Source organism: Alicyclobacillus sendaiensis NBRC 100866 (assembly GCF_001552675.1).
GTDB classification, from domain to species: domain Bacteria; phylum Bacillota; class Bacilli; order Alicyclobacillales; family Alicyclobacillaceae; genus Alicyclobacillus; species Alicyclobacillus sendaiensis.
Map to the genome: position 1 here is coordinate 1 of NZ_BCRQ01000042.1, position 25,302 is coordinate 25,302.

Here is a 25,302-nt window from a genome sequence, read left to right on the forward strand (position 1 = left end):
CTTGCGCTGCACCCTGTGGCGTCACAAAGCCACGGTCTCCATTTTTCCTTCCGCAACCGAACATATGACCGCCAGCCCTGCGGTGCTCGCCAACTTCCCAGGCGTCGTCCATCAATTGACGCTGCAACAGGATGCGACGGGCGCGTGGAAAGTGGCAGACGACGACTATACCGACGAATTTAAGCAAGACGTTGGTTCCAACGTCGATTGGAACAAGCTTATCGAATCGCTGCCGGGCGAGATCGCGCGCGAAAAGTCACAGCCCGTCACGCAACCGCCCCCACGTTCCGGCCTCCTGAACGCCACAACCTCGCCCGGCGGACCGTCCAACGAGGCCACGAACGCGTCTTCGCGCTGACTCGCGCCGCCGCATCCCTCAATGGCGCAAGACGAAGTCCACCACGGCGGCAATGGCGAGTCCCAAGAGGACGGACGACGCCACGTACGCGATGGCCAAGCTGCGACTCACTCTCCACAGCGCCACGGTTTCCGTCGAAAAGCTCGAGAACGTGGTGAATCCGCCGCAAAAACCCGCGCCGAGAAGGACGAAAAGGTGCGGGTCTTCGTGCACGAGGCGCGCCGTGAAAAGCGCCAGACACAGCGTGCCAACCATATTGATGATCCACGTTCCCCATGGAAACGGCGTTTTGTTCACCTTGCCGATGAACTGACCCACGAGATATCGAAGCACCGCCCCGATGGCGGATCCGCCCGTGGTCAGCCAGAGCACGGCGTCGTTCACAGCGACACCTCCTCTTCCGCTTCCCATTCCTCTTCGGGCGTCGCCTGGGCCGGGATCGCCTTCGTTCCTAACCATGCGCACAGGGGCCCGAGAACGGCGGTCAACACCACGTACCACACGCCCTGCCACGGTGCGAGCCGCAGCGCCTCCCACGCGCCGACGGCAAACGTGGAAAACGTCGTGTATCCGCCCATGACGCCCGGACCGAGGCCTGCCACCAGCCAGTGCGGGAGCGCGTGCCGCACGGCCAGTTGCTGAATGAGGCCGAGCAAGAAGGCACCCGTCAGATTGATGACAAAGATGCCAAGCGGAAACAGGTGCACCTGGCCCACGGCGACGTCGACGAGATCGCGCAGTCCCCCGCCCAGCGCGCCGCCGACCAGCACAGCGGCGATTTTCTTCGCTTCGTCCAAACCCTTCTCCCCCTTCACTCGCATGAAAAATGGCCCCTGCCATGCGCGGACCTGTCCACGACCGTCCACACATCGCAGGAGCCATCAGCCCGTCGCGGGCGGTTCCGGTGAGCTCCATCACCCCGTCGATTCTACCGTCATCTTAGCCGACCGAGCTGCGAAAGACAAATCCATTACTGCGCCACGTATCCCCCGTCGATCACGACGGCCTGGCCCGTGACGGAGGCGGCGAGATCGGACGCCAGGAACACCGCGTAGTGCGCGACCTCCTCGGGCGCGAGCAACCGCTTCTGCGGCACAAGCGGATAAATCACGTCCTCCAGCACCTGTTCCACCGGGACGTTGCGGGTGCGAGCGAGATCGGCCAGTTGGTTCCGGACGAGCGGCGTGTCGACGTAGCCAGGGCAGAGCGCGTTCACGGTCACGCCGTGCTCGGCCGCCTCGAGCGCCGCCACCTTCGTCAGGCCAATGAGCCCGTGTTTGGCCGCGTTGTACGCCGCCTTGCCCGCAAATCCGATGAGCCCGTTGACCGAGGCCATGTTGATGATCCGTCCGAACCCGCGCGCCTTCATCCCCGGCAGCGCTCGCTTGATGCTCAAAAACGGCCCCGTGAGCATGAGATCCACCATCTTGCGAAACACATCCGCCGGAAACTCCTCGATGGGCGCCACGTGCTGCATGCCGGCGTTGTTGACCACGATGTCCACGCCGCCGTACCGCGCCTCCGCGCGCGCGAACAGCCGGTCGATCTCGCCCTCGTCCGAGGCGTCCGCAGCAACGGCCGTCACCTCCAGCCCGCGCCGCGAGAGCGCCTGAGCCTGCGCCTCCGCCGCATCCTGCCGCAGATCCGACAACACCACGCGCGCCCCCGCTTCGGCCATGGCCGTGGCGACGGCGAGTCCAATCCCGCTCGCGGCACCGGTGACCACCGCGACGCGCCCTTCTAGAGAAATCTGCATGTTCATCACGCCTCCAAATTGGTGTCTGCGTAGAGTTCCGCGCCCCCTGCGAGGACGTCAACCGCGCGGTACAGGCCGCTTGGCGGCGGCTCCTCGCCGCGCTCCACCCAGCGCTCGAGGCGCGTAAAGGCCGCCTCAAAATACGGAAGGACCGGCTGTTCATCGCCGCGATCGAGCCGCAACAGCCCGTCCACGTGATTGCCTCGGTCGATCTCGTACAGCCGGTGCAGGTGCGCGCAGCCGGCCGCGGCGACCTTGGCGGTATACGCCGCCTGATGATGGGCAAAGGGCAAGAGGCAGTCCCAGTTGCCCGCCACCGTGATGAGTGGCGCGCCAATCCGGCCGGTGTTGGCGATGGGGCGGATGCGGGACGCGACGCAGGAAGCCCGCTCGTCGGCGGGATAAGACGCGAGATCGGCCGGATCCTGCAGCCAGTCGTTCGACCAAGGGAGCGCGAAGGTTGGCCAGTCGGGATCCAGATTGCGGCCGTAGAGCCAGAGCGTGACGAGCCAGTACATCTGGTGATAGATGGCCCAGTGGCGCTCGGCACCGGGCGGGAGACCGAGTTCCACAAGGCGCTCCCGCAGCCGACTTCGCTCGGCACCCTGGGCTCGGGCGTACGCGGCGAACCCGGCCACCCATTCCGGAAGCGTTTTCAGCAGGTGCTCACCTTCCGAGTCCCAGTGCACGCCCTCCCAATCCACGGCGCCGTCGATCTCGTCCGCATGCCGCTCGGCCAGGATGCGCGCCACGTAGCCGCCGTTCGACACGCCGAGCGCGAAGGTGCGGTGTGGCAATTGCGCAAAGCGGAGGCCGAGCGCGCGCTTCGTCACCTCAAGGAGTTGGACGTACGAATGCTCCCACTCGGCCATGGAACGGGCGGGATCGCGCAAAGCCAGGCCTGGGGTCGCCTTGTCGCAGGCGGCGTAGGCGTAGCCCCTCCTTGTCTTTCCGCAGCGATTCACGTAATGGATTCGCGCTTTCGCCGTCCGATCCTGCCGCGCGCACAGACCGTGATTGGAAGACCGGCTCTAGGCAAGCAGCTGGAAATTTCATAAGATGCGAGCGCGAGCATACGTTGACTTTTGAGGCCGTTGCAGCCGCCGGAAGGGGGTGATGGGGTGCTGGTCCTCGTGTATCTCATTTACATCGCACTTTATATTCTCACGTCCATGGCCTTTTACCGACTCGCCAAGAAAGCGGAGCTCGCGAACATCGCGTGGTTCGCCTGGGTACCTGTGCTGAACATGGTGCTGCAGCTCAAGATGATTCAGAAGAGCGCCTGGTGGATCTTGATTCTCCTTGTGCCCATTGTCAATGTGATCTTCTTCATCATCTGGCAGGTGAAGTTGTGCCGCGCGTTTGGGCACAGCGGCTGGAACGTGTGGTGGATGCTCGTCCCCTTCGTGTACAACATCATCTGGATTGTGTGGGGATTCGAAAAGGAGACTCAGTACGTGGGGTTCTGGGCCTGATGGCTCCACAGCCCGCCTTGGCGCGCGTGAGCCAGGCGGGCTTTTGCCATCGCTGGCCCGAATCGACGGCGTCAAGAGGCCACTTCGGAGGATGGGGCGCCATTTCGCCCAGCCTAGCTAGGGCGCATCCGAGCGCCCCGCCGCCACCTCCTGCAGGGCCGACGCGCTGGCTGGCCGCCCGTACCGAAACCCCTGCAGGCGGTTGACGCCTATCGCCCGCAGGAGCGCCTCCTGCTCCTCGGTCTCCACACCTTCGGCCGTGACCTCGAGCCCCAGTTCCCCCGCGAGTGCCATGACGGCGCGTATGAGCCGCTCGTAATAGTCATTTGTGAACAGGCGCGCCACGTAACTCCGGTCAATTTTGATCCGGGTCACCTGAAACCGCCGCAAGTACGCCAGCGACGCGTACCCGGTGCCAAAGTCGTCGAGCGCGATTCGAAAGCCTCGTTCGCACAGCTCCCGCACCAGATCCTCCGCCGCGTGCTCCATCAGCGACTGCTCCGTCAGCTCGATCTCGACGTCTTCCGGCTTCAAGCCATACTCTGCCACTGCACGGGAGAGGTCGTCGACGAGATCGCCGTACAGTTGGCAGTCCTGGGCGGAGATGTTCAAGGAGAGGGTGAGCGACAACCCGCTCTGGCGCCACTTCGCGAGGCTCGAGATGGCCTCCTCCACCACCCGCCGCGTGATGGCCGGCATGAGCCGCGCTTCCTCCGCGATGGGCAGAAATTCGCCGGGGCCGAGCTCGCCCCACTCCTTGTGCCGCCAACGCACGAGCGCCTCAACGGACACCCACGACAGGGTGGATGCATCCACGATGGGCTGATACACGACGTAAATCTCTCCTCGCGCGATGGCTCGAGGCAACTCGTTTCTCAGGCGATCCGCCCGCGACATCGCATCCGACAAAGACTCCCGGTAGAAACAGACCTGATGCCGCCCGCGCCGCTTGGCGCGCTGGGCGGCGAGTTCCGCTTTGCGCAAAAGCAGGTCTGGCGTATTTCCGTCTTCCGGAAAGAAGGCAATGCCGACGCAGACGCCGAGATCGAACCGGCTCGATACGGTTTCGGCCTGCCGACAAGCGGCCATGAGGCGGTGGGCCATGGCGAGGGCGTCGATTTCCCGTCCCACGTGGGTCATGAGGACGGCAAACTCATCGCCCGCGAGGCGGGCCAGAATGTCCGAGCTGCGCTTCTCCTCCTGCCAGCGCCGCGTGACATCGCGCAGAACTTCATCGCCGACCCGATAGCCGAACGCCGCGTTGAGCGCTTCGAATCGGTCGAAATCGAGGTACAGGAGGGCCAATCGATCGGCATCCCGCTCCGCGGCGCGCACCGCGTATTCGAAGTAGTCCATGAAATACGCGCGGTTGAGGAGACCCGTGAGGGCGTCGTGGCTGGATTCGTGGGCAAGGCGCTTGCGCAGTTCCCGCTTGCGGCGAAGATCGAGGAACAACTCTCGATACACGAACATGGAAAACGCAAGGACGAGCACCGCGCCGATGCTCGAAATCCACAGCGTGATGACGAGCGGCCGCGCCGCAAGCTTGCGCAGAATGGGGAGCCCGTCGTGCTGCAGCACCTCCTCCCAGTGCGCCAGCGCGCTCACGCCACTCGCCGCATCCAGGGCGATGGCCGCAACCATCACGAAGACAATCACCTGCATGACCACCATATACGTCAGCAGGCGATACTCGGTCGCGAGCGGCCGAAGAAGAAGCCATTTCAACCACGCCCGCATCGTCCCGCCTCCTATGCGGTGTCTACACGTGTACTTCGCGCCGCGAGATCGGAAATCCTGCATGCGCAAGACATGGAAAGAGCCCTCGGCTTCCCAAGAAGCGAGGGCCCGTCCCGAAACGAGGGCGTGCGAGTCGCTCAGGACTCCGCGATGCCCGAGTCCATCAACGCGCGCTGGCCGTGGAGGATGCGCTCCGTCGGATACACGCGCCGGACGCGCGCGATGATGATGGCCGCAATCACGCTCTTGACGAAGTCGCCCGGCAGGAAGGGCCACATGCCGCCCGCGAGCGCAGATCCCCAAGGCCTGAGCGAAGGCACCACGTGGCGAAGCCACAGCACCCCCGGAATGTAACAGACGAGATCGCCCAGCACAAACAGGATGGCGATGAGCTTGACGATCTCGCCGCGCGATCCGGGCCGCACGCGCGCAATGGCGAGGCCGGCGAAGAGCGCGCAGAACGGCCAACCCCAGATGTAGCCTGCCGTCGGGCCGAGCATGAGGCTTGGGCCCGCGTGCCCGCCGATGAGCGGAAGTCCGATGAGATCCAGTACAATGAGCAGAACAAACGTGAGCGCGCCGTACCAAGGTCCGAGCAACCCTGCGCAGACCTGGACGACGAGCGTCTCCAACGTGATGGGTACAGAACCGACGGGGATCTGCACCAAGCTCAGCACGGCAAAGATGGCGATGAAGAGGGCGCAGAAGATGAGACCGCGAACTTTGGCCATGAAACTTGACCACTCCTCCGATAATATGTGATATTGTTAACTTACGATTGGATTATAGTTGACAATAGCCGCAAAAGACAACCACGGGATGAGCGGAGGCCGTTCGATGCCGCAAAACACGCAGTCCAATGTCACGGAGTTGAGGAACGAGTCCAACGCGCAGCCGCCCGCCCTGGCGTGGAAGGACCTCCGCGTCGCCCCGCCCGGCGCTTCACGACCTGTGCTGCGCGACGTGTCGGGCGAGATCGGCCATGGCCAATGGGTCACCTTCGTCGGCCCGAATGGCGCGGGGAAGACGACGTTCTTTCGGGCGCTCGTCGGACTTGCACCCTTTCAAGGGGAGGTATGGGTGCACGGCGAGCCTTGGCAGACGGCGAGGTGGCGCGTGCAGATGGCCTTTCAGCCTCCGGCGGCGAGCTTTGTCGGCCAGACGGTTCTGGAGGAACTGGCCATCTCCATCGCTGCGCGGGCGGCGCATCTTGGCGATCCGCCGCCCGATGGGGCGTCGCTCGATGCCGAAGTTCGGCGGTGGATGCATCTGGTGGGGCTCTCAACCGCGCTTCAGCGTCCGGTCGATCAACTGTCCGGCGGGGAAATGGCGAAACTCGCAGTGGCCGGCGCGCTCGCATCCGGCGCCGACGTGCTCCTGTTGGACGAGACGCAGGCGGAGCTCGATCCCGACGCCCGCGCCGCCATGCGCGAGGTGTTGCGAGGGCTCGCGCGGGCGGGCCGAACGGTGCTCCTTGTCACCCACGACATGGACGACGTCCTCGCGTCGGACGCCGTGGTCGTGGTAAAGGACGGGCACATGAGCGCGCCCATGTCGCCGCGCGCGTTCTTTTACGCCGACAGCGGCTTGCCGCCGTGCGACCACCTCGGCTTTGAGCCCCCCTACCTCGTTCAGGTGGCGCGCCGCGTGCAGCGCGCCCTCGCCATCGAATTTTCGCCGCTCTCGGAACAGGAGTTTGTGGAGGGATGGCAGCGTGTTGCTGCAAGTCAAATCCTTGACGCTCGCGCGCAACGGGGCAACCCTTCTATCGAATCTTTCGTTTGAGGCAGCGCCCGGCGCATGGATTGTACTCGTGGGCCGAAACGGGGCCGGGAAGTCGACGTTGCTCGACGCACTCGCTGGCTTGGCGTCGCCGAGCGAGGGCGAAGTGACCTACCACCCTCCAGCCGGACGGACGGAGGTCCGGCGAACCTACGTCCCCCAGTCCCCTGAGCGGCTCTTGTTCGCCACCCAAGCGGCGGAAGAATTCGCGGCCAGCCTTCGCCTGTCCCGTTCGGACGTCCGCCAGCGGTGGGAAGAGCAAGTGAAGCCACGGCTTGAGCCCCTGGGCCTCGGCCATCTCCAGCCGGACGATCTCCCGTCCCGCCTCTCGACCGGCATGCAACGCAAGTTCGTCTACGCGATGGCGCTCGCGCGACCCGGCGAAGTGCTGTTGTGCGATGAGCCGACCAGCGGGCTCGACGCCGCCTCGCGCGCGGAGATCATCGCCGAGATCGCCCGGTACGTGCAGCAAGGCGGACTCGCCATCACGGCGCTGCACGATCTCGACGACGCCCTCTTTGCCGCCACGCGGGTGCTGGCCCTGGGCGATGGGCGCCTGGTGTTCGACGGGCCACCGCAGGCGTTCGCGGCGTCGGCCGGGGAACTGGAACGACAAGGTGTCCCCATCCCGCCCTCCGCCCGGCTCGCAAGGGCGTTGGCCCGAGCGGGCGGGCCGAAGCCGGGCCTCTATGCGCCGGATGAGCTCGCTGCCCTGCTCCTCGCGCCGCCTGTCTCGCGCGAAGATGGAGCGCCCGTCGCCGAGCCGCTGGGCGAAACCGGTCGGACGTCCGCGGACCGAGGCGCGGCCCACGCGTCCGCCGCCCCGTCCGCTGGCGAAGCTGGGCCCCCAAGCGCCGAGCGCGAGCGAAGCGCATCTCACCCGGCCCTGCGCTGGCTCTCAATCACGGCCATGGCCATCGCCATTGCGCTCGTGCACCGGCCGGCGGGCGATCTCGTCGCCGTGCTGGCCTCCGTCGCGCTCCTGGTGGCGCTTTCCGCGCCCCTGAGAACGACGCTGCGCCTCACGTGGACCTGGGCGAGCTTTGCCATCCTGGCATGCGCCGTGAGTGGCCTGCAACTCGGCCCGCCCTTTCACGCCCAGTGGGCCTTTCATTTCAGCGCGGCGAAGCGCACGTGGTTCGAAGTCGTGCCTTATTGGTGTTACCTGCAGCTCGGCCAGCTGGCGCTCGCGCGGTTTTCGTCGCTGCAATTGGCCGCGCTCACCGACCGGGCGCTCCGCCGCGCCGTGCCACGCCGTCAGCGCCTCGTGGCGAGTTGGTTCGGCGCGCTGGCCACCCGGTTCATCCCGGCGGTCGAGGTGATGTACCGAGAACAGTGGTATGCATACCGCGTGCGCCTGCAGAACGCGGGCCGCGCGCTCAACACCTGGCGGGCGCTCGTGGACGTGGCGAACGTCATCGCCCCATTTGTCATCCGCATGCTCCGCTTCGGCGAGACGACCGCGGACGCGATGGAGGCGCGCCGCTTGTTTGAGATCACGCCCCCATCCGCCATCCTGCCGCCGTGGAGAGTGAGCGGGCGCGACGTCACCGCGACGGCCATGGCGCTCGTCAGCATCGCACTCCTCATCTGGACGCGCTGAAGCCCGGCGAAATCCATCGCCGGGCTTCCGTTTGAGGTGTCGTGGCGATATCCTGGTGCGCGGCTCACATCGAGGTCATGATGTTGAGCGTCGAGCCGCCCCACGTGTACTTCAGGCCGAGATCGTTCAGAATCTTGGCGACATCCGACATCGCCATGAACGTGGTGGGCTTGTGCGAGGATGGATCCACGAGGACCGTGCCATTCGCCATCCCGACCACCTGGCCGTTGATGTCGAGCGCAGGTCCAGGGACCGCTGACCGGCCGGATCGTCCTTGACCGTAGCCACGACGTAGTTGACGAAGTCCTGGGTGGACGCGTTCCACATCGACTTGAACTCCTGCGTGCCGAGCGGTGACTCAGTGGTGAACGCAATGCGTAGGCACGCGAGAGCAGAGCACACGCGCGGACTGCAAGCGCACACGACAACCGTCATCGTTCGGCGCAACTGCGCCCGCGAGGGAGATGCACCCCGCGGGCGCTTCGGAAGCCGTCGCGGCCATCGGCCGCATGTCAGCCTTGCACCAACCTCAGCACGTCGGCCTCGGTATCCGCCTCGAGCGCCCGAGCCGCCAGCGCCTTCGCGTCCTCATAGCGCGTGTTGCGCACGACGTCGCGCACCTTGAGGATGGAGCCAGCGCTCATGCTGAACTCGTCCAGCCCTAGGCCTAGGAGAATCGCGGTCGCGCGCGGATCGCCCGCCAGTTCGCCGCACATGCCAACCCACTTGCCCGCGGCGTGCGCCCCGTCAATCACCATCTTCACCAGCCGCAACACGCTCGGGTTGAGCGGCTGATACAAATGGGAAATCCGCTCGTTCAGCCGATCGCACGCGAGCGCGTACTGGACGAGATCGTTCGTGCCGATGGAGAAGAAGTCGACCTCTTCCGCCAGGCGATCCGCCATGACGGCCGCCGCGGGAATTTCGATCATGATGCCCACTTCCATCTCCTCGTCGAACGGCACGCCCTCTGCGCGCAGCGCCTGCTTCGCCGCTTCCAGTTCGCGCTTGGCCGCCCGCACCTCCTCCACCGTCGCGATCATCGGGAACATCACCCGCAGCTTCCCGTAGTGCGACGCGCGCAGGATGGCGCGAAGCTGCGCCGCAAACAGTTCCTTCTGATCCAGGCAGACGCGGATGGCACGATACCCGAGGAACGGGTTGTCCTCTCGCGGCAGGCCCAAGTACGGGATGCCCTTGTCGCCGCCGACGTCAAGCGTGCGCACAATGACCGGGCGGCCCTGCATCGCCTCCGCCACTTCCTTGTAGGCCGCGAACTGCTCCTCCTCCGTCGGCGCCGTGTCGCGATTCATGTACAGGAATTCGGAGCGGAAAAGCCCGATGCCTTCCCCGCCCTGGGCCAACACCTGCGCCACTTCGGCGGGCGTGCCGATGTTCCCGGCGATCTCGACCCTGCGCCCGTCCGGCGTGACGGATTCGGCGTCGCGCAGCGCGGCCAGCCTGGCGCGCTCCCCCTGCTGCTTCTCCACCTGCGCCGAGAAGCGCCGAAGCTCATCCTCGTCCGGCTGCACCACGACGACGCCTTCGGTGCCGTCCACGGCCAGGACCTGTCCGGACTCCACGCGCGCCGTGATGTCGCCGAGCCCCACCACCGCCGGGATGCCGAGCGATCTCGCCATGATGGCCGTGTGCGAGGTGCGCCCGCCGATGTCGGTGACAAACGCCCGCACGAGCGCCGGATTGAGTTGGACCGTGTCGGACGGGGCGAGATCGCGCGCCACCAGGACGACGGGCTCCGCGAGCTCCGCCAGGCTCGTCCCGGCACTGCCTTGAAGGTGGCGGAGCAGGCGGCTGCCCACGTCGCGGACGTCCGCCGCGCGCTGGCGCATGTACTCGTCGTCGAGCGCGTCGAAGAGGCCCACCAGCGTGTCGATCACGCTCTTCACCGCCCACTCGGCGTTGACGCGCTCCGCCTCAATCACTTGGCGAATCTGTCCCGTGAGTTCCGGGTCTTCGAGCATCTGCGCGTGCGCGACAAAAAGCTGTGCCTCAGATTCGCCCAACTTGTCAAGCGCCGTCCGGCGCAGCGCTTCGAGCTCCTCCTTCGCGGCGGCGATGGCGCCTTCGACGCGCGCCCACTCCGCCTCGGGGTCCGCCACTTCCACGCGCTCGACGGACGGCTCGCTCGCGTCGAGCACAAAGGCTTTGGCCACCGCCACGCCGTCCGACGCAGCTACGCCGCGGTACACGGTGCTCATGCTGGTCACCTCACTCGCCGAACCCGGAGGCGACGAGATCGCACAACGCCGCGACAGCCTGTTCCGCGTCGTCGCCCTCGGCTTCAATCTTGATGACGGTGCCTTGCCCGATGGCAAGCGACAACAGCCCGAGAATGCTCTTGGCGTTGATCCGCTTGCCCTTGGCTTCCAGGAAAATTTCCGATTGGAACTTATTCGCCTCCGCCACAAACAGCGAAGCCGGACGGGCGTGTAGCCCGGAAGGGTTCTTGAGTTCGATTTCCCGCTGTGCCATTGCCATCTCCATGACCTCCTGTGAACTTCTCTCGTTTTACGCCGTGAGGGATTTCAGCGTTTCGTACGCGGCCACGACGCCGTGAAGCAGCTTCCCCTCGAGGCCGCAAACGTCGCGAACCACCTGCTCCACGCCTTCCGCCGCGATGCGCCGCTGCAAGTCAACCGACGATTCGTCGCCCTCGTCCAGGTAGCACAGCGCGCACGCGACGGCTCGCTCAATGGCCGACGTTTCGCTGCCCGCCTCGGCTGCCGCCATGAGCGGGCCCACCAGGCGCTCGCCCGGGGCCAGCTTGCGCAGCGGATCGCGCGCGACGCGCGCCACCTGATCGATCACGTAAGGGTTGGCGAAGCGGGCGCGGACCTTCGCGGCATATTGGGCGAGATCGGCCAGCGCGAATGCGGGGTGGCGGTGCACCAGCCCGCGCGCCGCTTCGTCCTGGAAACGGGCCGCGTGCTGCTCGATGTCCGGGTGCTTAAGCGCCTCGCCAATGGTCGCAATCCCGCGCAGATGGGCGAGGTACGCGATCGCGGCGTGCGCGCCGTTCACCAGGTACAGCTTGCGCTCGAGGTACGGATTCAGGTCGGAGACCCACGAAATGCCCTGCGGCGCGCCGGGCACGGGACTCGACTCCACCACCCACTCGTAGTACGACTCCACCACGGCGTCGAGTGCGTCCTCGGCGTGTCCCTCGCGGTTCGGCGCGATGCGATCCACCGCGGCGTCGAGGAAGCGCACGTGCGCACCCAGGAACTCGCGCAGCGCCTCGTCTGCCAGCCGCTCGACGTGCTGGCGGAGTTGGGACGTCGCGCGCACCGCGTTTTCGCACGCGATGACCGTGACATCCCCCGTTTCGCCCGCGCGCATCCGGCGGCGAAATCCCTCTACCAACACCGCGGCCACGCCTTCGAGATGCCGAACCCCGACCGCCGTTGTGATCCAGTCGCTCGTCGCCGCAAGCTCGACGCACCGCTCCGAGCCGAGCAGGACCGCGTCGACGCCTTCCACCCTCACCACGCGCTTCTCCTCGCCGAGCAGAACGACGCGGTAGCTTCGCTTGGCCGCGAGCTCCTCCACGAGCCCCGGCACGACATCCGCAAACGTCACCTGAAATCCGGCTTCGGCGAGCAACCAGCCGATGAACCCGCGGCCGATGTTGCCCGCGCCAAAGTGCAGCGCCCGCCTCATGATACGCGCTCCAAAATCTGCACGATCTCGTCCACCGACGACGCCTGGACCAGCCTCTCGACGTTTGACTCGTCCATGCAAACAGTGGCGATCTGCGAAAGCAACTCCATGTGCTCCTCGCCCTTGCCCGCAATGCCGATGACGAGCCGCGCCTTCTCCCCGCCGAAATCGACGCCGTCAGGGTATTGCGCCACGACAACGCCGGACGTCCGAATGTACTGCACGGAATCCGGCATGCCGTGCGGAATCGCGATCCCGTTGCCGATATACGTGGTGGTCGAGGCCTCGCGCTCGAGCATGCTGTCCACGTACGGCGCATCCACATGGCCGAGATCCACGAGCATTTGGCCCACCCTGCGAATGGCATCTTCTTTCGGCTCAGAACCCAAGTTCAGCGCCACGTGGCGAGCGTCCAACTTCACCATGTTCCGTCACTCCCCTACCATCGCCTCATACAGCCGCCGTCGAACTTCCTCTTCGTCGGCGCATTTCAGCGCCTCCACCAATGCCTCCGACTCCACCAAAGCAGCCGAGATGCGGCCGAGGCCCTCGATGGCGCTCGCATCCTCTTGCACGCGCGCCAGGAGGACCAAGACGACCGACACCGGCTCGTCCCCTCCCACGCCCCGCGTCCACATGGGCCGCGACAAGCGGTAGACGCCGACAAACGGGCCGTTCACCGCATCGGTCCTCGCGTGCAACACCGCGAGCTGGCGCCCCGGCAACACCACGCTCCCCAACCGCTCCCTGCGCTCAATGGCGGCCACAATCGGCTTGGCATCCGAGGCGCGACCGAGCCGGACGAGATCCAGCCCCACGAGCTGCATGACGTCGTCCATGGTCTGCGCGACAAGCGTCGACGTCCTGACCGACGAAGCGAGCCGCATGGCCCACGTGGCTGCGCCTGGCAGCGATTCGCCAGGATTCGCCGCGGCCAGCGTGGGCCGCTCGAGCTTCGCCAGGGCCGCCCGAACCGCGCGGAGATCGTGTTCCGTGAGAAAGGGCGACACGACCACCACGGGAACGTCCGACTCCGGCAGCGGAACCGTGGACAGGACGAGATCGGCATCGCAGTGCGCGGCGGACGCCGCGGACGCCACCTCTTGCACAGCGATCTCGGGCAACTCCTTGCGAACGCGGCTCGCGAGCAGCCTCGCGGAACTGAGCCCGTGTGGGCAGACTATGACCGCTCGCCACTTCTCCTCCGCCAATTGGCGTTCCCGGGAAGCGCCGAGGTGCATCGTGAGAAAGCCGATTTCCTCGTCCGGCAGCCGCAGCCCATATGCGGCAAAGACTTCGTCAGCCGCCGACGTCGCCGCGGCAAAAAGATCTGGGTATCTCGCTTTGACCATCTCCAGCAGCGGATTTCGGATAGGCAGGCGAGCCTGGACGCGATCCAGCGCAGGCGCGAGATGCTGGGCCAGCCCGCTCATCAGCAGATGATCCGACGCGAACGGCAACTGCGTGATCTCCTCGACCGCGCGCACAAACCGATGGGCGAGATCGAGCGCCGTCACATTGGACGGCAGGAGCCGGAAGTCGTCATCCAGGCGCACGCGCAGGCCGGCGAGGTGCCTGGCCATGTACCGGATCTCTGATTCCACCGCGAGGCGCGGGAGGCCCGCCGCCTGCGCCACGCTCGTCAACAGGTCCTTCGCGAGCGCAACGTCGCCCGGCCTTGCCCCCTCGCCGAGATCCGCGCCTTGCACCAGCCCTCCCCTGGCGACCCGCAGGCACTGGATCACCGCGTACAGCCAGACCTCCGCGCGATCTGCCTCCTCGACCGGCGGCTCCACGGCGCCCAACACGGCCTCGACCGCATCGGCGATGGCCCGGAGCATCGGCTCATGGACACATTGGACAAGCCAGCGCGCGACGGGATGGCTGAGATCGCCTTCTCGCGTGATCATGCACGCGAGTTGATACGGAGACAGTTGCTCATAGACGATGTCAGCCATGACTTCGCGCCTGGCCACCTCGCTGCCCTCGACCAACACGCCGAAGCCCTGCCTGCGCACGAGCGTCATGCGGCGGGCGCGCAGCCAAGGCGCGAGATCGTTCAAATCGCCGCTCAAGCTCGCGGGCGCGGCGTCGAGAACTTTGCCCAGATAGGCGAGTTTGAGCGGACCCTGCTCCGCGAGGAGCCACAGGGCGAGAAGGGCTGCGCGCTGGCGAGGCGTGAACGCCACAGTGCGCGCGTTCACCGACCCAAGCGCCGCCTCGATGCGCGCCAATTCCTGCGGGGAAGCCACGAGGCACAGCCTCCCGCCCTGGCTCTCGATCCGCCCCCGAAACGAGCGCAGCCAGCCCGCCACGGCGCGCAGGTCGCGCTGCAGCGTGCGGCGGCTGACGTCCAAACGGCGCGCAGCCTCGGAAGGATCCACGCCTTCCGAGCGCCGCATCATTTCGAAGAGCAGGAGCTTTTGGCGATCCGTCAACTCGTTCGCCATGTCTCATCCCTTCAGCCGCTCGAGATCCTCAATCAACTGGTCGTAGGTCGCCTTGTTCAAGAAGTTTTGCACCAAGTAGATCTTCGCCTTCGGCGCGACTTGCTGTGCGCGCGTTTCGAAGCTCGCCTGCGTGAAGACCACCTCTGCGGTGGGCGGCAGCTGATTCACCGGCACGTGGTGCACGGGGATGTCATACCCCGCCTCCTGCAGCCGCTTCTTGAGGATGGAGGCTCCCATCGCGCTCGATCCCATGCCGGCCTCACACGCGAAGTACACGGCCGACGGCACGCGCACGAGCGTTTGGGCTTCGAAGCCCGCTTGATCCGCAGGGGTCGGTGCCGCGGCCTGCCCGGACGGGGCGAACTTCGACTGCGACTTCATGTCCTGTACCACCGCCTGCGCAAACGCGAGGGCACCCTCGTCCATCTCGTCGCGGGCGCGGCGGATGAAGAACGAAGCCACGAGGAACGAAACCAGCGCGCCCACGAAGATGCCCGACAGCACCGGGACGTAGCCGCCTTTGGGCGTCATGGCGATCTCGGCGAAGATGCTTCCCGGCGACGGCGTCGCCACGAGCCCGGCGTGCAGCAGCATGAACGTCGTGTCCGCCGCCATGCCGCCCAGGATCACCGCCAGCACGAGGATGGGGCGCATCAGAACGTAGGGGAAGTACACCTCGTGAATGCCGCCGAAGAACTGAATCAAAATCGCACCCGGCGCCGACTGGCGAATGGCGCCCTTCGCGAACGCCCAGTAGGCCAAGAGCAGGCCGAGGCCCGGTCCCGGATCGGTTTCGAGCAAGAAGAAGATGGATTTCCCTGTCTCCTTCGCCTGCTCCACCCCAATGGGTTCAAGGATACCGTGGTTGATGGCGTTATTCAAAAACAGGACCTTCCCTGGCTCGATGAAGATGGCGATGAGCGGCAGCAGATGCGCGTTGGTCACCCACACGGCCGCCGCGCCCAGCCAGGCCGACACGCGATCCATCACGGGCTGCACGGCCAGAAATCCGAGGATGGCCAGCACCGCGCCGAGGATGCCCGCGGAAAACGTGTTCACCAACATCTCAAACCCGGCGCGGATGCGACCTTCGACCGCGCGGTCGAACTGCTTGATGAGGTAGCCGCCGAGCGGCCCCATGACCATGGCGCCGATGAACATCGGCTGAGAAGCGCCAATGGCCACGCCCGCCGTCGCGATGGCGCCGACGACGCCCCCGCGGATGCCGTACACGAGGCGTCCGCCGGTGAAACCAATGAGAACGGGAATCAGAAATGAGACCATGGGCGAGACCAGTTGGTCGAGTTTTGCATTCGGGGTCCAGCCCGTGGGAATAAAGAACGCGGTGATGAGACCCCACGCGATAAACGCCGGGATGTTCGGCATGACCATGCCGGCCAGAAAGCCGCCGAACTTTTGCATCGCCGCCCGAGCCCGGCCGCTCGACGCAATCGGTTGTGCTGCAGCCTGGGTCGCCACGTTGCGCCCTCCTTCGACAGGTGTAATCGCTTTCTGTCGAACACGATACATGCCCTTCGCACCCGCATCAACGCAAACAAATTCAGGCCTGACACGAAGCATCGCGTCAGGCCCGAAGAGCGCCGGCAGGGTGAGGCACCGTGCGTCAGTCCGTCACCCTCAGGACAATTTTTCCGATGTTCTGATTCGCCTCCATCCGCTCGTGCGCGGCGCGGACATCGCGCCAGTCGTACACCCTATCAAGCACCGGCGCGATCTCGCCCTTCGCCAGCGCGTCATACGCGAACGCCACAAACGCCCCCGTGAGCTCAATCTTCGCCTCCAGGCTGCGGGAGCGCAGCGTTGTCCCAATGATCTGCTGCCGCTTTGCGAGGATGTGGCCGAGATCGAACCCGTCGACCTTGGTGCCGCCCATGGTGCCGATGACGATGAGCCGCCCGTCCACCGCCAGCGCGCGCAGGTTGTCGTGAAAGTAGGGCGCCCCGACGAAGTCGAAAATGATGTCAGCGCCGCGTCCGTCGGTCTCCCGGCGGACGAAGTCGACGAACGATCCGTCGTGATAGTTCCATCCCGCCTTCGCGCCGAGCTCCAGGCACTTGGCGATTTTTTCGGCGCTACCGGCCGTGACAATGCTCCGCGCGCCGGCTAGCCGGATGAGCTGAATGGCCGACGTGCCGACGCCGCTCGCCCCCGCGTGCACGAGCACCGTCTCCCCTGGACTCAGGCGGCCGAGCACGAACAGGTTCAGATAAGCGGTGAGAAAGGTCTCTGGAATCGCCGCGCCCTGCTCGTACGAAAGGTTGTCCGGCAATCGAATCAGCATGCCGGCCGGCACCACCGCGTACTGCGCATACCCGCCGCCGGGCAAAAGCGCCGCGACGCGATCGCCCACCTGGACCGATGTCACGCCCGGCCCGAGCGCCTCCACGTCTCCGGCCATTTCAAGGCCCAGGATCTCCGACGCTCCCGGCGGAGGCGGGTACAGGCCGCGCCGCTGCAAGAGATCCGCCCGATTCAGAGCCGTCGCGCGAACGCGCACCAAGACCTCGCCGGGGCCCGGCGCGGGCGTCTCCACCTCGCCGATTTCGAGCACGTCCGGGCCGCCGAACTGCTTCATGATGACCGCCAGCATCTCGTCGCCTCCCCTTCGCTCTCCATCGTATCACACGGTCGCGGCCGCTCCAAAAGCATCCAGATCGATCTCGCCCCGCTGAATCTTCTGCAGCACCTGCAAATACAGCGGCCCTTCCACCTCGAGGACGCGCGCTCGCAGGCGCTCAGGCGTGTCGCCCGGGAGGACGGGCACCTCGACCTGCGCCAGCACCGGGCCGTGATCGTACTCGTCATCCACGAGATGCACCGTCGCGCCGGTGACGGATTCGCCGCTTTCGATCACGGCCTCGTGCACGCGCATGCCGTACATGCCGGACCCTCCGAACTTGGGCAGTAGGCTCGGATGAATATTGAGGATGCGGTTTCGGTAGGCGGAGAGCGTCGTCGGCCCGATGCGCTTCATGTAGCCGGAGAGAACCACACATTCCGCGCCGACCTGACGCAAGGCTTCGCACAGCGCGCGATCCGCCTCCGCCGAACCGCCGCAGCGCTTCTCATTGATGACCATGGTCCGGATGCCCCGCTCTTGCGCGTGCGCGAGCGCCGGACTGCCTGGGTTGTTGCTCACCACGAGCACGGGGTCAAAGTCAATCTCGTGGCGCGCCCGGGCCTCGAGCAGATAGCGCATGCCGGATCCGTTGTGGGAGGCGAGGAACGCGATTTTTCGCATCGGTGACTATTCCACCCCTTTGAATGCGTGTATCCTGATAGAGAACTCCCCATTGACGAGCGAGGACGATAGCATGACACCATCGGAGCGACTCAACCAACTGCCGGACGGCGTGTTCCAAGACCTGGCCATCGCGGCTCACGAGCGGCGCAAAAAGGGGCTCGACGTGATCGACCTGAGCGTCGGTTCGCCCGATCTCCCTCCGCCGCCGCACGCCATCGAAGCCCTGATTCGCGCCGCGCAGGACCCGCGCGAATACCGGTACGCCATCACCGCGCTGCCGGAGTTCCACGAGGCGGTGGCGCAGTTCTACGAGCGATACGGCGTGACCCTCGACCCCGAGCGGGAGGTGCTCCAGCTCGCCGGATCGCAGGACGGGCTGAGCCACTTGGCGCTCACCTTTCTGAATCCGGGCGATCTCGCCCTGATTCCCGACCCGGGATACCCCATCTACGACGCAGGGGTTCGCCTGGCAGGCGCGCGCGTGGAGCCCATCCCCGTGGACGCTGAGACGCTTCAGCCCCGCTTCGACGCCATCCCGCCGGCGGTGTGGCAACAGGCGAAGCTCATGATCCTCAACTTCCCATCCAACCCGACCGCCGCGATTGCCACGAGAGACACGCTCGAGCGCGCGGTGGCGCTGGCGAAGCAGCACGATCTCCTGCTCGTGCACGACTTCGCCTACTCGGAACTCGTGTTCGACGGCGTAAAGCCTGTGAGCATGTTGTCCATACCGGGCGCCAAAGAGGTGGCCATCGAGTTCAACTCGCTCTCGAAGACGTACAACCTCGCCGGCGCGCGCATCGCGTACGCCGTCGGGCGCCCGGACGCCCTCGCCGCCCTGCGCAAACTGAAGTCGCACATCGACTTTGGCGTATTTTTGCCTGTGCAGCGCGCGGCCATCGCGGCCCTCACCGCGCCGTGGGACGGCTACGAACGGCAGCGGGCCGTGTACACCGAGCGGCGCGATGCGCTCTGTGAAGCGCTCGCCGAAGCCGGTTGGCCTGTGCGCAAACCGGCAGCCACCATGTTCTTGTGGGCAGAGACGCCGGGCGGCCAACCCTCGTACCCGTTCGCGCTCGCGCTGCTCAAAGAGACCGGCGTCGCCGTGACGCCGGGCATCGCATTTGGGCCGCGCGGCGAGGGGCATGTCCGCATGGCGTTTGTGCACGACATCCCTACGCTCGTGGAGGCGGCGCGGCGCATCGGCGCGTGGCTCCGCGAATCCCGCGGATAACCGTCCTCACGCCAGCGCGCCGACTTGCGGGCGGCGCCCCGCCTCATGCGCGCCGCCCGCTCTGTTGCGCTCGCGACGTCACCACATGGCCGCGAGCCCGCCGTCGATGTTCAGGGCGACGCCCGTCACATATGAAGCCGCGTCGGACGCCAGGAACGCGATCACGCGCGCGGCCTCGTCGGTGTCCCCGATTCGCCCCAGCGGGATGTTGTGCTCGGGCAGGCGAGCAAACTGCTCCCACGTGAGATCCGGCCGCTGTGCCTTCCACATCTTCTCGATTTGATCGCTCCGAATCTGGCCGATGCAGACCGCATTGACCCGAATCCCGTGCTTGCCGAGATCCTTGCTCATGGCCTTGGTCAGCGCGATGCCCGCCGCCCGCGACACGGAAGACGGCATGGAAGATGGCCCTGGGGTCTTGCCGCCGATGGCCGTGACATTGACGATGGCGCCACCGCCCTGCCGCTGCATGTACGGAACCGCCCGGCGCGAACAGCGAATGGCGGCGAACAACTTCAGGTCGAGATCGCCCTGCCAGTCCTCGTCGCTCACGGAGAGAAAGTCCCGCGCGTTGGCGGTCCCCGCGTTGTTCACCAGAATGTCGATCCGTCCGAACGTCTCCGCCACCGCGTCGATGAACGATTCGCACGCCTGCGCCTCGCGGACATCGATGGGCATGGCAAAGACGCGCCGCCCTGAAGCCTGTTTGATGGCGCGCCTGGCCTCGTCCAGGGCCGCCTCCGTGCGCGCGCAGATGGCCACATCGGCGCCCTCCATCGCGAGCAATGCTGCGGTCCTGAGGCCAATGCCCTTGGAGGCCCCAGTGATCACGGCGATTTTGCCTTTGAGTCCAAGATCCATGTGCCTCGCTCCCCTCGTGGCATGTCACCCGTCCCCTTCAGTGTAGCGGATGCGGGCCGAGAAACGCGAATGAACGACCAGGCACGCCACAAGCCAAAACCTATGGCCGCGCCCACGCAGTTGAACAGAATGTCGTCGACCTCGAACAACCGATAGGGAATGCCGATGCGAGCCGAGATGATGAGTCCGGCCACCTGAAGGAAGGAACCAGCAAAAAACGACACCATGAGAAGGAGTGACAGTCGGCGCATCGAGGCGTACAGCGCGGGAAGGGCCGCGCCGAGCGGAACAAACTGAAGGATGGACCGAGCGAACAGCTGCCACACGCCGGTCCGCACGTTCAGTGCGCTCTTCAACGTCTCCCAGGGCGACAGATCGATCTCCGGCCACGACGGCACCCCGTGCATGGGGATGGGAAAGAGCGCGACGCGCACCATCCACAGCGCGTAGAGGAACAACGCTTGGTGCGCACACATGGCCCGCCACTCGAAACGCCACCGCTTCACCGCGGCGCGCACCACCCAACAGGCCATGTACACCCCCCAGAGCACGAGGCCAAAGGGGAGAAACGTGATCATGCCTTTCCTCCAGGGCTTGGCGGCCGGAGGGCGATACGGCGCCGCCCTCCGGTCCCAGCATGTCAACCAGCACAAATCGTAGCGCAGCAAGCCGCGGCCGTCATGAGTCCTGAGACCCGTTTTTGAAGGGTGAGGAAACCCATTTCACAGGCCTTGCAGCAGGTTCTGGCTCGCGGACCACAAGCGCAACACCCCCGAGGATGAGCAGGGCGCCGACCCAAAACGAGGCCGTGACGGTTTCACCGAGCACAAGCCATCCGAGGGCGGTCCCCACGAGCGGCTGCAGAAAGAAGTACACGCCGCCCGACCCCGCGGGCATACGCCGCAACCCCTCATTCCAGAGGAGAAACGCACCCGCCGTGGACAGCACGCCGAGATACAAAATCCCTAACCACACCCACGTGTGGCCCAGGATGGTCCCGAGGCGCGGCATGTGCGACCACCCGACAGGCGTCATCGCGGCCAGCGCGACGAGCATCGCGTACGCCGTGACGACGACAGAGGAATATTCAGAGGGAATGCACTTCACGAGCACGGACTGAAGCCCCCAGGTGACGGCCGCAAGGAGCAAAACCAGCCCGCCCCAAAGCACCCGGTGATTCGCCTGATGCCCGACGCCAATCATGACCACCACGCCGAGCGTCGCGAGAACGACCGACGCAGCCCGCCTCCACGTGATAGGCTCGCCGAGGAGCAAGCGCGCGAAGATGACCATAAACGCCGGCGTGCCCGACGTGATGACCGCGCCGATTTGCGCCGTCGACCATTCCGTTCCGACGAATTGCGCCCAGATCGAGAGCGCGTAGCCCACCAGGCCGACGGCGACGACGATAGCGAAATGGCGGGGCGCCATCCGCCACTTCGCTCGCCGCAAGAAGCCCATTCCACCAAGCGCGATCACGCCCAGCGCGTACCGCAGCCAGATGAGGGCTGACGGATCCACCCAGTCCATCACCGCTTTACTGACCACATACGTCCCGCCCCAAAGGGAAGCCGCAAGCGCGAGACACAAGCCGCCGATCCACGAAGAAGTTTTCATGCTCCTATCCCTCCGCCCGATGTACGTGGAATTCTGGCGAAGGGCTGTCCCCTCGCCTTCAGCGGAGGGCGCGGGGCACGTCGAGTTCAAAGTGCGCTGGCAACGTCGCCACCTCCCATTCGCCTCCATCGTACCCCGGTCGACCCAACCTGTCGATAACCCGTAGAAAAGAAAAGCACCGCTCTGTAAGAGCGGCGCAGGGCGATCCGTCAAGCGCGAGCAAGCGATCCGCCCTTCCCATCGACGGGAAGAAACGCGGAGAGGATGGCGCCGACGATAGGGAGCGCCATCAGAATGTAGAGGACACTCGTGAGTCCGACGTGATCGGCCAAAACGCCGAAGAACGTCGCACCAATGCCGCCAGCGCCCACCCCGAAACCGATGGTGAGCCCAGACGCAAGCGAGACGTTGCGCGGCAACAACATCTGCATGTAGATGACCGTGACCGCGAACGACGAGAGGATGAAGAATCCAAACGGCAACAGTGCCACCGCAGCCCAGGCGCCGTGCAGGAATGGGAGCCCGAACGCGAACGGAATGGACAACAGCATCGACAGAAGAAGGATCCGCTGTTTCGGCATGCGATCCGCCAGGGCGCCCCCGATGAACGTCCCGAGTGCGCCTGCACCTAAAAACATGAACATCAGGGCATCGGATAACTGATACGACATCCCGAATTTGTGGGCGTAATAAAACGGCATGAACTGCGCAATGCCAATTTGGCACCACGAGCGAAGCACTATCACGACCACGAGCAGCACGACGGCCCCAATGCGGTTCTCGCCCTCGATGGTCCTGCGCACCTTCGCATAGTCGCGAAGGGCCTCCTTGTACCACGGATACAGGCGCAACGTGAGCACCAGCCCCAGGGCCACGCCGACGAACATCCAAAGGATGCTGTGCATGCCCGCCGAAAGAATGACCAGCGACACGATGAGCGGTCCAATCGCCTGCCCGCCGTTTCCGCCGACCTGAAAAATGGCCTGCGCGAGGCCCTTCGCCCGCCCCGCCGCCAGATGCGCCACGCGCGAGGCCTCCGGGTGAAACGCCCCGGACCCCAGGCCGCTGATGGCCACCATCAGGAGCAACACGCCGTAGCTCGGCGCAATCCCCGTCAGCGTGATGCCGAGCGTGGACAAAAAGAGCCCCAAGGGCAGCATCCAGGCTTTCGGACTGCGATCCGCCCAAGCGCCGAACAAAGGCTGAGCCACGGAAGATGTGATATACGACACAAGCACAATCAAGCTGATCTCGGTGTAGTTGAGATGAAACACGGACTTGTACAGCTGGGTCAGCGCCGGCACGAGCCCAGTTGTTGACAAATCGTTGAGAAAGTGGGAACCACTGATGCTCCACACAGCGTCGCGGTTGATCCGCCCTTTTTCGCGAACGGCTTGCACAGCCACGCGTCATCACCCCTGCAGAATCTCTCTGATCCCTGCGGCAGCGCCGGGCGCCTCTATTTCGCATCACGAATCAAACGAGGAAAAAGCGGGCGAGCTGTCGGCTCACCCGCTCGCGCATCGCAGCGATCCCCGAAAGTCAAAACTGAATGTGCAGCGCCGCCAGAATGGCAACAACCACGCCCACTACAATACAATACCATCCGAACGGACGCAAGGCGCGCACCTCGGTGGTCTCGAAGTACCGCATGAGGAAGGCCGTGCTGAGCAGTGCCAGCACGCCCGCGCACAGCCCACCGATGAGGCCATCGTGAAACATGACATGATTGTGCTGATGCAACATCTTCGGCACTTCGAGAATGCCTGCCCCGAGAATCACGGGAGTCGCAAGGAGAAAGCTGAATCTCGCCGCATCCTCGTATTCCAGCCCACTCGCCAGGCCGGCCGCCATGGTAATTCCGCTCCGTGAAAAACCGGGGATGAGCGCGAACGATTGAACGATGCCGATGAGAAAGCTGCGCCCATAGGACAAATTCTCGATGTGAGCCGTCGGTCGTCTCCGCTTGCGCCGCATACCATCAGCCCAGAACAGCACAAAGCCGTTCAGGATGAGGAAAATGGAAGCGGACAACGCGGAAGGAAACAGTTCCTGAAGCTTGTGCTCGAAGATTTTGCCCAAGACCGCGGCAGGAATGGTCGCAACGATGATGAGGACCAGGATGCGCCGTTCAACTTTCCTTCGCCGATCAAAAATTGAGGCGATCAGGTGGAGCCACTCCGGCAAAAAGTAAATGAGCAACGCGAGGCCTGTCCCCAGGTGGAGCATGACGACAAACGGAAGGAATTGATTCGACTCGGAAAACTCCGTCCACCGCAGCAGATACGGCAAGATGACTGCATGTCCGACGCTCGAGATGGGGAAGAGTTCCGTGATCCCCTGGACGATACCATAAATGATGACCTGCAGTAGGTGCATACAGCGCCTGCCTTTCTTTCTTGAGATAACGTCTCGGTCTCATTGTACAAGAAGTTGCACGCTCGCTCACCTAATTTCGACTTTTGTGCTCGGCGAGATCGTGCTAAGCTCGAAGCGAAGTAAGAAAGGGGAGCGATGTCTCGTGAGTAGAGCTCAGTCCGTGCTTGCACATTGGCACTCGCACAGGGATGTCCTCGCGCCGCTCGTGGACTCGGTGCCCGAGGACAAGCTTGACTTCAAGCCATGGGATGAGGCCATGTCGTTTCGCGATCTCGTCTGGCACATTCTGTCCACCGGTGCGCTGTTCGCGGCCGCGTCCAGGGCTGGACGACTGACGGAACGACCTGAAAAGCCGGATCTCAGCACGAAGCAGGCGCTGGTGCAGGCGATTGCGTCCTTCACCGAGCGGACGCATGCGGACGTCGCGTCCATCACCGATGAGCAGTTCGAACAACTCGTCGAGACCAAAGCCGTCTTTGGAACGGACTTGCCGGCCAAAGTGCTGCTTGGCAGCATGATCGATCACGAAGTGCATCACAAGGGCCAGCTGTTCGTGTACGCGCGAATGATGGGGGCGAAGAAACTCCCCTTTTTCATTCACCGCGGATCCTGACGCACACGCAGAGGCCCTGCGGACGTTGCTCCGCAGGGCCTCGCTCCTTGGATGGCACAAGGATGGAAGCACCTTGCTACCGGTCTTTTCGACCAGATTTCGCCTGCCGCAGGCGACCTTCTCGCCGGAGCCGCCGGGATCGCCTGGGGCGACGAACTCCGGAAGGGGTGGATGGCAGCGACGCGTACGTGTGAAGCCGCGACCTGCGCGCCGTCCTCAGGGCATACAGGGATAAGCCGATGGAGACGAGCATGATGGCGGTGTTCAGCAGGGTGACCGCGGTGTTGACCTCGGTGACGCGCGTGTTGATGTTGTTGGTGATGGTGTTTTCCTGAAGAGGATTCAACGGACGCACACCGCATCTCCCCTTGACGTCAGCTTACGCGACCAACATCCCGGGGGTGTGGGGCTCTTGTGCACGTCGGGGGAGCGTACGAGCAGACGCTGCTTGGCCCGCACTCGACGAGACCCGTCGCATGGTGAGGAAT

The 25,302-nt window shown here is 65.0% G+C and carries 27 protein-coding genes and 1 riboswitch; of the genes, 6 read left to right on the plus strand and 21 right to left on the minus strand.

What is annotated here, in order from left to right; translation table 11 throughout:
* Nucleotides 1-358 (plus strand): hypothetical protein (locus AS26_RS14435; RefSeq protein ID WP_169793485.1); only part of this gene is annotated, 358 nt, incomplete at its 5' end.
* 18 nt (nucleotides 359-376) lie between these two features.
* Here AS26_RS14435 and crcB read toward each other — a convergent pair.
* The 4 genes from crcB to AS26_RS09270 form a co-directional block, all read right to left on the minus strand.
* Entirely contained in the window at nucleotides 377-742 is a 366-nt protein-coding gene (gene crcB, locus AS26_RS09255) for a fluoride efflux transporter CrcB (protein WP_062308765.1), read from the minus strand.
* Nucleotides 739-1,155 carry a fluoride efflux transporter FluC gene (locus AS26_RS09260; RefSeq protein WP_062308768.1) on the minus strand — a complete coding sequence of 139 codons (417 nt, stop codon included), beginning with the start codon at nucleotides 1,153-1,155 and terminating at the stop codon, nucleotides 739-741. Before AS26_RS09260 ends, crcB begins: the two co-directional genes overlap by 4 nt.
* Nucleotides 1,156-1,223: 68 nt before the next feature.
* Nucleotides 1,224-1,286, minus strand: a riboswitch (Fluoride riboswitch).
* A gap of 42 nt (nucleotides 1,287-1,328) precedes the next feature.
* Complete coding sequence (locus AS26_RS09265; protein ID WP_062308810.1) at nucleotides 1,329-2,114, minus strand: 3-hydroxybutyrate dehydrogenase; 786 nt, start codon at nucleotides 2,112-2,114, stop codon at nucleotides 1,329-1,331.
* Nucleotides 2,115-2,119: 5 nt separating this feature from the next.
* On the minus strand, nucleotides 2,120-3,079 hold the full coding sequence (locus AS26_RS09270) for an alpha/beta hydrolase (RefSeq protein WP_245629700.1): 960 nt from the start codon (nucleotides 3,077-3,079) through the stop codon (nucleotides 2,120-2,122).
* 156 nt (nucleotides 3,080-3,235) lie between these two features.
* Between AS26_RS09270 and AS26_RS09275 the strand changes: the two genes are divergently transcribed.
* Complete coding sequence (locus AS26_RS09275) at nucleotides 3,236-3,589, plus strand: DUF5684 domain-containing protein (RefSeq protein ID WP_083516046.1); 354 nt, start codon at nucleotides 3,236-3,238, stop codon at nucleotides 3,587-3,589.
* Nucleotides 3,590-3,706: 117 nt separating this feature from the next.
* On the opposite strand, the gene AS26_RS09280 is transcribed toward AS26_RS09275, so the two are convergent.
* A complete protein-coding gene (locus tag AS26_RS09280; RefSeq protein ID WP_062308771.1) occupies nucleotides 3,707-5,329 on the minus strand; it encodes a putative bifunctional diguanylate cyclase/phosphodiesterase in 1,623 nt (540 codons plus the stop codon).
* 137 nt (nucleotides 5,330-5,466) lie between these two features.
* A complete protein-coding gene (locus AS26_RS09285) occupies nucleotides 5,467-6,060 on the minus strand; it encodes a biotin transporter BioY (protein WP_062308773.1) in 594 nt (197 codons plus the stop codon).
* Between the two features lie 106 nt (nucleotides 6,061-6,166).
* Between AS26_RS09285 and AS26_RS09290 the strand changes: the two genes are divergently transcribed.
* Together AS26_RS09290 and AS26_RS09295 are read left to right on the plus strand one after the other, a co-directional pair.
* Complete coding sequence (locus AS26_RS09290; RefSeq protein WP_062308776.1) at nucleotides 6,167-7,114, plus strand: ABC transporter ATP-binding protein; 948 nt, start codon at nucleotides 6,167-6,169, stop codon at nucleotides 7,112-7,114.
* Entirely contained in the window at nucleotides 7,044-8,714 is a 1,671-nt protein-coding gene (locus AS26_RS09295; protein WP_062308779.1) for an ATP-binding cassette domain-containing protein, read from the plus strand. Before AS26_RS09290 ends, AS26_RS09295 begins: the two co-directional genes overlap by 71 nt.
* Before the next feature lie 64 nt (nucleotides 8,715-8,778).
* Here AS26_RS09295 and AS26_RS13855 read toward each other — a convergent pair whose 3' ends face one another.
* The 9 genes from AS26_RS13855 to purN form a co-directional block, all read right to left on the minus strand.
* Nucleotides 8,779-9,039 (minus strand): hypothetical protein, encoded by a 261-nt coding sequence (locus AS26_RS13855; RefSeq protein WP_083516047.1) that lies wholly within the window; start codon nucleotides 9,037-9,039, stop codon nucleotides 8,779-8,781.
* A gap of 187 nt (nucleotides 9,040-9,226) precedes the next feature.
* Nucleotides 9,227-10,933, minus strand: coding sequence for a phosphoenolpyruvate--protein phosphotransferase (gene ptsP / locus AS26_RS09300; protein WP_062308782.1), 1,707 nt, complete (start codon nucleotides 10,931-10,933; stop codon nucleotides 9,227-9,229).
* A gap of 10 nt (nucleotides 10,934-10,943) precedes the next feature.
* Nucleotides 10,944-11,213, minus strand: coding sequence for an HPr family phosphocarrier protein (locus AS26_RS09305; protein WP_083516048.1), 270 nt, complete (start codon nucleotides 11,211-11,213; stop codon nucleotides 10,944-10,946).
* A 30-nt stretch (nucleotides 11,214-11,243) separates the two neighbouring features.
* The gene (locus AS26_RS09310) at nucleotides 11,244-12,395 is read right to left on the minus strand and encodes a mannitol-1-phosphate 5-dehydrogenase (RefSeq protein ID WP_062308786.1); all 1,152 of its coding nucleotides are present in this window, start codon (nucleotides 12,393-12,395) and stop codon (nucleotides 11,244-11,246) included.
* Nucleotides 12,392-12,820: a PTS mannitol transporter subunit IIA gene (locus AS26_RS09315; protein WP_062308787.1), complete on the minus strand. Its 429-nt coding sequence runs from the start codon at nucleotides 12,818-12,820 to the stop codon at nucleotides 12,392-12,394. The genes AS26_RS09310 and AS26_RS09315 overlap by 4 nt, the downstream gene beginning before the upstream one ends.
* A gap of 6 nt (nucleotides 12,821-12,826) precedes the next feature.
* Nucleotides 12,827-14,845, minus strand: a complete 2,019-nt coding sequence (locus AS26_RS09320) for a BglG family transcription antiterminator (RefSeq protein ID WP_062308789.1) — start codon at nucleotides 14,843-14,845, stop codon at nucleotides 12,827-12,829.
* A gap of 3 nt (nucleotides 14,846-14,848) precedes the next feature.
* Nucleotides 14,849-16,324: a PTS mannitol transporter subunit IIBC gene (locus AS26_RS09325; protein WP_083516049.1), complete on the minus strand. Its 1,476-nt coding sequence runs from the start codon at nucleotides 16,322-16,324 to the stop codon at nucleotides 14,849-14,851.
* Nucleotides 16,325-16,469: 145 nt separating this feature from the next.
* Nucleotides 16,470-17,456 carry an NAD(P)H-quinone oxidoreductase gene (locus tag AS26_RS09330; protein ID WP_062308791.1) on the minus strand — a complete coding sequence of 329 codons (987 nt, stop codon included), beginning with the start codon at nucleotides 17,454-17,456 and terminating at the stop codon, nucleotides 16,470-16,472.
* A gap of 30 nt (nucleotides 17,457-17,486) precedes the next feature.
* Complete coding sequence (purN, locus tag AS26_RS09335; RefSeq protein WP_062308793.1) at nucleotides 17,487-18,107, minus strand: phosphoribosylglycinamide formyltransferase; 621 nt, start codon at nucleotides 18,105-18,107, stop codon at nucleotides 17,487-17,489.
* Between the two features lie 73 nt (nucleotides 18,108-18,180).
* Here purN and AS26_RS09340 point away from each other — a divergent pair, with 73 nt between their 5' ends.
* Nucleotides 18,181-19,344, plus strand: a complete 1,164-nt coding sequence (locus tag AS26_RS09340; RefSeq protein ID WP_062308817.1) for an aminotransferase class I/II-fold pyridoxal phosphate-dependent enzyme — start codon at nucleotides 18,181-18,183, stop codon at nucleotides 19,342-19,344.
* 78 nt (nucleotides 19,345-19,422) lie between these two features.
* Here AS26_RS09340 and AS26_RS09345 read toward each other — a convergent pair whose 3' ends face one another.
* The 5 genes from AS26_RS09345 to AS26_RS09365 form a co-directional block, all read right to left on the minus strand.
* Nucleotides 19,423-20,205 (minus strand): SDR family NAD(P)-dependent oxidoreductase, encoded by a 783-nt coding sequence (locus AS26_RS09345; protein ID WP_062308796.1) that lies wholly within the window; start codon nucleotides 20,203-20,205, stop codon nucleotides 19,423-19,425.
* Nucleotides 20,172-20,783: a VanZ family protein gene (locus AS26_RS09350; RefSeq protein ID WP_062308799.1), complete on the minus strand. Its 612-nt coding sequence runs from the start codon at nucleotides 20,781-20,783 to the stop codon at nucleotides 20,172-20,174. The genes AS26_RS09345 and AS26_RS09350 overlap by 34 nt, the downstream gene beginning before the upstream one ends.
* Before the next feature lie 100 nt (nucleotides 20,784-20,883).
* Entirely contained in the window at nucleotides 20,884-21,822 is a 939-nt protein-coding gene (locus tag AS26_RS09355; RefSeq protein ID WP_062308801.1) for a DMT family transporter, read from the minus strand.
* Between the two features lie 209 nt (nucleotides 21,823-22,031).
* On the minus strand, nucleotides 22,032-23,228 hold the full coding sequence (locus tag AS26_RS09360; protein WP_062308803.1) for an MFS transporter: 1,197 nt from the start codon (nucleotides 23,226-23,228) through the stop codon (nucleotides 22,032-22,034).
* Between the two features lie 136 nt (nucleotides 23,229-23,364).
* A complete protein-coding gene (locus AS26_RS09365; RefSeq protein WP_062308805.1) occupies nucleotides 23,365-24,201 on the minus strand; it encodes an undecaprenyl-diphosphate phosphatase in 837 nt (278 codons plus the stop codon).
* A gap of 142 nt (nucleotides 24,202-24,343) precedes the next feature.
* Between AS26_RS09365 and AS26_RS09370 the strand changes: the two genes are divergently transcribed.
* A complete protein-coding gene (locus AS26_RS09370; protein ID WP_062308807.1) occupies nucleotides 24,344-24,814 on the plus strand; it encodes a DinB family protein in 471 nt (156 codons plus the stop codon).
* 76 nt (nucleotides 24,815-24,890) lie between these two features.
* Here the strand turns inward: AS26_RS09370 and AS26_RS14235 are convergent, their stop codons facing one another.
* Nucleotides 24,891-25,169 (minus strand): hypothetical protein, encoded by a 279-nt coding sequence (locus tag AS26_RS14235; RefSeq protein ID WP_157068472.1) that lies wholly within the window; start codon nucleotides 25,167-25,169, stop codon nucleotides 24,891-24,893.
* Nucleotides 25,170-25,302 lie beyond the last annotated feature (133 nt).

What these genes read in the sequence shown, in the direction of transcription:
- AS26_RS09310 (WP_062308786.1), bottom strand. Translation starts at nt 12,395, where the DNA reads ATGAGGCGGGCGCTGCACTTTGGCGCGGGCAACATCGGCCGCGGGTTC.
- AS26_RS09305 (WP_083516048.1), bottom strand. Translation starts at nt 11,213, where the DNA reads ATGGCAATGGCACAGCGGGAAATCGAACTCAAGAACCCTTCCGGGCTA.
- AS26_RS09365 (WP_062308805.1), bottom strand. Translation starts at nt 24,201, where the DNA reads ATGCACCTACTGCAGGTCATCATTTATGGTATCGTCCAGGGGATCACG.
- AS26_RS09280 (WP_062308771.1), bottom strand. Translation starts at nt 5,329, where the DNA reads ATGCGGGCGTGGTTGAAATGGCTTCTTCTTCGGCCGCTCGCGACCGAG.
- AS26_RS09290 (WP_062308776.1), top strand. Translation starts at nt 6,167, where the DNA reads ATGCCGCAAAACACGCAGTCCAATGTCACGGAGTTGAGGAACGAGTCC.
- AS26_RS09320 (WP_062308789.1), bottom strand. Translation starts at nt 14,845, where the DNA reads ATGGCGAACGAGTTGACGGATCGCCAAAAGCTCCTGCTCTTCGAAATG.
- AS26_RS09285 (WP_062308773.1), bottom strand. Translation starts at nt 6,060, where the DNA reads ATGGCCAAAGTTCGCGGTCTCATCTTCTGCGCCCTCTTCATCGCCATC.
- AS26_RS09355 (WP_062308801.1), bottom strand. Translation starts at nt 21,822, where the DNA reads ATGAAAACTTCTTCGTGGATCGGCGGCTTGTGTCTCGCGCTTGCGGCT.
- AS26_RS09315 (WP_062308787.1), bottom strand. Translation starts at nt 12,820, where the DNA reads ATGGTGAAGTTGGACGCTCGCCACGTGGCGCTGAACTTGGGTTCTGAG.
- AS26_RS09345 (WP_062308796.1), bottom strand. Translation starts at nt 20,205, where the DNA reads ATGGATCTTGGACTCAAAGGCAAAATCGCCGTGATCACTGGGGCCTCC.
- purN (WP_062308793.1), bottom strand. Translation starts at nt 18,107, where the DNA reads ATGCGAAAAATCGCGTTCCTCGCCTCCCACAACGGATCCGGCATGCGC.
- ptsP (WP_062308782.1), bottom strand. Translation starts at nt 10,933, where the DNA reads ATGAGCACCGTGTACCGCGGCGTAGCTGCGTCGGACGGCGTGGCGGTG.
- AS26_RS09265 (WP_062308810.1), bottom strand. Translation starts at nt 2,114, where the DNA reads ATGCAGATTTCTCTAGAAGGGCGCGTCGCGGTGGTCACCGGTGCCGCG.
- AS26_RS09330 (WP_062308791.1), bottom strand. Translation starts at nt 17,456, where the DNA reads ATGCTGGCGGTCATCATGAAGCAGTTCGGCGGCCCGGACGTGCTCGAA.
- AS26_RS09350 (WP_062308799.1), bottom strand. Translation starts at nt 20,783, where the DNA reads ATGATCACGTTTCTCCCCTTTGGCCTCGTGCTCTGGGGGGTGTACATG.
- AS26_RS09340 (WP_062308817.1), top strand. Translation starts at nt 18,181, where the DNA reads ATGACACCATCGGAGCGACTCAACCAACTGCCGGACGGCGTGTTCCAA.